This window comes from Streptacidiphilus pinicola (genome assembly GCF_003258295.1).
GTDB classification, from domain to species: Bacteria; Actinomycetota; Actinomycetes; order Streptomycetales; family Streptomycetaceae; genus Streptacidiphilus; species Streptacidiphilus pinicola.
In genome coordinates, this window is the sequence record NZ_QKYN01000247.1 from 1 (window position 1) to 3,125 (window position 3,125).

The following is a 3,125-nucleotide window of genomic DNA, read 5'->3' on the forward strand; positions in this document are numbered from 1 at the left end:
AGATGTGGATAAGAGCCAGGGGGAGGGCGACGCCGTGGCCGCCGCAGCGGAGAGGCCCAACGCCCCCGCCTGCGCGGCGAGGCCGCGACGCAGGTCGCCGCGCGGGGTGGCCGCGTTGTCGTACCCGGCGAGCAGCGTCCGCATGGAAGCCGTGATCCGCTGGCGCGCGGCGGTGTCGGGATCGACGGGGGTGGGCCGCGTCCTGGAGCCGGAGCGGGTGGAGGAGGACGCGCTGCCACCGCACGCCGTCAGCGTGGTGAGCGCGCCGAGCAGCCCGGCCGAGAGCAGGCTGCGGCGGCGAAGGGATGCGGCCATGAGCAGGGACGTTACCGTGTGAACCGGGTAGGCGTGACCGCCCAGGTGATTTGTGGCGAATCGGCGGTGAGCGGGCCGACCGGTTAGGCTATGGGCGCACTTGAGATCTTCCGACAACAGCAGACGCGGCCGAGGAGTATTCGGATGAGCACCACCCTGAACGATCGGCTGCACGAGCTGCTGGAGCCGCTCGCCGCCAAGGCGGGTGCGGACCTGGAAGAGGTCAAGGTCGCCCGTATCGGCGGCAGTCGGGTGCTGGAGGTCGTGGTCGACGCCGACGGCGGCGTGGACCTGGACACCGTGGCCGAGCTGAGCCGCGAGTTCGGTGAGGCGCTGGACGCCACCGACCTGATGGGCGAGTCCGAGTACCGGCTGGAGGTCGGCTCCCCGGGTGCCGAGCGTCTGCTGACCGCGCCGCGCCACTGGCGTCGCGCCGCCACCCGCCTGGTGAAGGCCCAGCTCAGCTCCGGTGGCGAGGTGACCGGCCGGGTGCTGGAGTCGGACGACGAGGGCGTGCTGCTGGAGATCCCGCCGGTGAAGGGCCGTGGCAAGGCGACCGAGCGTCGTCTCGCCTTCACCGAGATCGCCAAGGCGCGCGTGCAGCTGGAGTTCAACCGCAAGGACTCCGCTGCCGAAGAAGAGATTGACGACATCGAGCTGGACGACGCCTCCGACGAGGCGTGAGTCCCTAACTTAAGAGAGAAGAGGAGGCGTAGCCATGGACATCGACATGAGCGCCCTGCGTGGACTCGTCCGCGAGCGTGAGATCAACTTCGACCTGCTGGTCCAGGCGATCGAGTCGGCCCTCCTCATTGCGTACCACCGCACTGAGGGCTCGCGCAGCAAGGCCCGCGTGGAGCTGAACCGCGAGAACGGCCACGTCACCGTCTGGGCCACCGAGGACCCGGACGAGGTCGAGGACGGCGCCACGCCGCGCGAGTTCGACGACACCCCGACCGGCTTCGGCCGGATCGCGGCAAGCACCGCCAAGCAGGTGATCCTGCAGCGTCTGCGCGACGCCGAGGACGAGACCACCTTCGGCGAGTACGCCGGCCGCGAGGGCGACATCGTCACCGGTGTGGTGCAGCAGGGCAAGGACCCGAAGAACATCCTGGTCGACATCGGCAAGATGGAGGCCATCCTGCCGCCGCAGGAGCAGGTGCCGACCGAGGAGTACAAGCACGGGCTGCGCCTGAAGTGCTATGTCGTCTCGGTGAAGAAGGGCGTGCGCGGTCCGTCCGTGACGCTCTCGCGCACCCACCCGAACCTGGTGAAGAAGATGTTCGCCCTGGAGGTCCCGGAGATCGCCGACGGCAGCGTCGAGATCGCCGCGATCGCCCGTGAGGCCGGGCACCGCAGCAAGATCGCGGTGTGGACGAACAAGCCGGGCCTGAACGCCAAGGGCGCCTGCATCGGTCCGATGGGCCACCGCGTGCGCCAGGTGATGGCCGAGCTGATGGGCGAGAAGATCGACATCGTCGACTGGTCCGAGGACCCGGCGGAGATGGTCGCCAACGCGTTGTCGCCCGCCCGGGTGACGAAGGTCGAGATCGTCGACTACGACACCCGTTCGGCCCGCGTCACCGTGCCGGACTACCAGCTGTCGCTGGCCATCGGCAAGGAGGGCCAGAACGCCCGTCTCGCCGCCCGGCTGACCGGCTGGCGGATCGACATCCGGCCCGACACCGAGGGCGCGGAGGCCGGCGGGGAAGCTTCCGACGCCTGAGCGCGTTGGGGGTTCCCGAGTGGCGCGCGGTCACTCAGACGAACGGCCCGGTCGCGGAGCGCTTGATCGCCTGCGGATAACCGAGTCGGAACGAAGACCATCAGAGGGGTAGACTTGGACGTGTCTGGCCGGACGCGTACCGCTGCATGCCCGGAACGCACCTGCGTGGGGTGTCGGAAGCGAGCGGCCAAACACGATCTGCTGCGTGTCACGGTGGTCGAGGACGCCTGTGTCCCCGATCCCCGCGGCACGTCGCCCGGTCGGGGCGCGTATCTGCATCCCGAGCCGGGCTGCCTCGTGTCGGCCGTGCGCCGACGGGCGTTCCCGCGGGCGTTCCGCCGAACGGGACCGCTGGACACCGCCGAACTCGAGCGGTTCCTCGAGGCGGAGATCCACTAGTCAGGTAACAGGTACCTCGCGAAGTCGAAAGTAGGTCGAGATTGCGATGAGCACTCGATGAGTACGCGATGAGTACGAGCATGAAGCAGTAGCGACGGTCCGGCGGAGAACCCGGACCAGAAGGAGCGAAGTGGCTAAGGTCCGGGTATACGAACTCGCCAAGGATTTGGGCGTTGAGAGCAAGGTCGTGATGGCCAAGCTCCAAGAGCTCGGTGAGTTCGTCCGTTCGGCGTCGTCGACCATCGAGGCGCCTGTTGTCCGCAAGCTCGAGCTTGCGTTCGGTGGCGGTACCGCCGCCAAGTCCGCGCCGGCGAAGTCCGCCGCGCCCAAGCCGGCTGGCGCCGGCCCGAAGCCGGGTGCCCCGCGCCCGGCCGCACCCGCTGCTCCCAAGCCGGGTGCCCCCAAGCCTGCTGCCGCGGCCCCCGCCGCGGCAGCAGGCTTGGGGGCACCCGGCTTGGGACCAGCGGGCGCGGCCGGGCGCGGGGCACCCGGCCTCGCGCCGGCGCCAGCCGGCACGGGCGCGGCCGGCGGCGCCCGCGCGGCCGTCGCGCCGGGTCCGCCACCCAACGCGACCCCCGCCCCGCGTGCCACCGGCGCCCCGCCGGGATCCGCACCGCACAGCACGACCCCCCCGACCGCCCTGCCGCTGGCCCCCTCCACCCCGCTCCACAGCACCCACTCACTG

General features: G+C 70.6%; 5 protein-coding genes. 4 read left to right on the forward strand and 1 reads right to left on the reverse strand.

The annotated features are described in order from the left end of the window. Positions 1–315: hypothetical protein (locus DN069_RS41170; RefSeq protein ID WP_207892416.1), on the reverse strand; the 315-nt coding region annotated here is incomplete at its 3' end. A gap of 144 nt (positions 316–459) precedes the next feature. Between DN069_RS41170 and rimP the strand changes: the two genes are divergently transcribed. The 4 genes from rimP to DN069_RS43030 form a co-directional block, all read left to right on the forward strand. After that, positions 460–999 carry a ribosome maturation factor RimP gene (gene rimP / locus DN069_RS38545; RefSeq protein ID WP_111507898.1) on the forward strand — a complete coding sequence of 180 codons (540 nt, stop codon included), beginning with the start codon at positions 460–462 and terminating at the stop codon, positions 997–999. Between the two features lie 34 nt (positions 1,000–1,033). Beyond that, entirely contained in the window at positions 1,034–2,041 is a 1,008-nt protein-coding gene (gene nusA, locus DN069_RS38550; protein WP_111507899.1) for a transcription termination factor NusA, read from the forward strand. A 120-nt stretch (positions 2,042–2,161) separates the two neighbouring features. After that, on the forward strand, positions 2,162–2,440 hold the full coding sequence (locus tag DN069_RS38555; protein WP_111507900.1) for a YlxR family protein: 279 nt from the start codon (positions 2,162–2,164) through the stop codon (positions 2,438–2,440). A 130-nt stretch (positions 2,441–2,570) separates the two neighbouring features. Then, positions 2,571–3,125, forward strand: a 555-nt coding sequence (locus DN069_RS43030; protein ID WP_424556367.1) for a translation initiation factor IF-2 N-terminal domain-containing protein, incomplete at its 3' end; no start/stop codon positions are given.